Raw genomic sequence first — 530 nt, forward strand, 5'->3', positions numbered from 1 at the left:
GAATATAAAAATCCCCGATACCAGATCGGGGATTGAGTTAAGGTGTTAGACATGAATCTGTCTTTCTGCGATTACATTGCCGCTTCGAAGATTGCAGAAATCTCTTCGTCAGTTGCTTGTTTCGGGTTAGTGAAACCACACGCGTCTTTTAATGCGTTGTCTGCTAGTGTTGGGATATCTTCTAGCTTCGCACCAAGCTCTTTAATACCAGCTGGAATACCAACGTCTTTTGCTAGCGCAACGATAGCGTCGATCGCTGCCGCAGCACCTTGCTCTGCCGACATACCTTCTACATCCACACCCATCGCTTTTGCGACATCACGTAAACGCTCTGGACATACTTGCGCGTTGTAGCGTTGTACGTGAGGAAGCAAGATTGCGTTACATACACCGTGTGGTAGGTCGTAGAACCCCCCTAGTTGGTGCGCCATAGCGTGCACGTAACCTAGAGATGCGTTGTTAAACGCTATGCCAGCCATGAACTGCGCGTATGCCATTTGCTCACGAGCTTCTAGGTTTTCGCCGTTTTT

At 48.5% G+C, this 530-nt stretch carries 1 protein-coding gene; it reads right to left on the reverse strand.

Translation table 11 applies throughout. From position 1 onward, the window contains the following. Nucleotides 1–71: 71 nt before the first annotated feature. Nucleotides 72–530, reverse strand: a 459-nt coding sequence (locus R7Z77_RS28200) for an iron-containing alcohol dehydrogenase (RefSeq protein WP_318137416.1), incomplete at its 5' end; no start/stop codon positions are given.

The organism is Vibrio sp. 1401, from assembly GCF_033340295.1.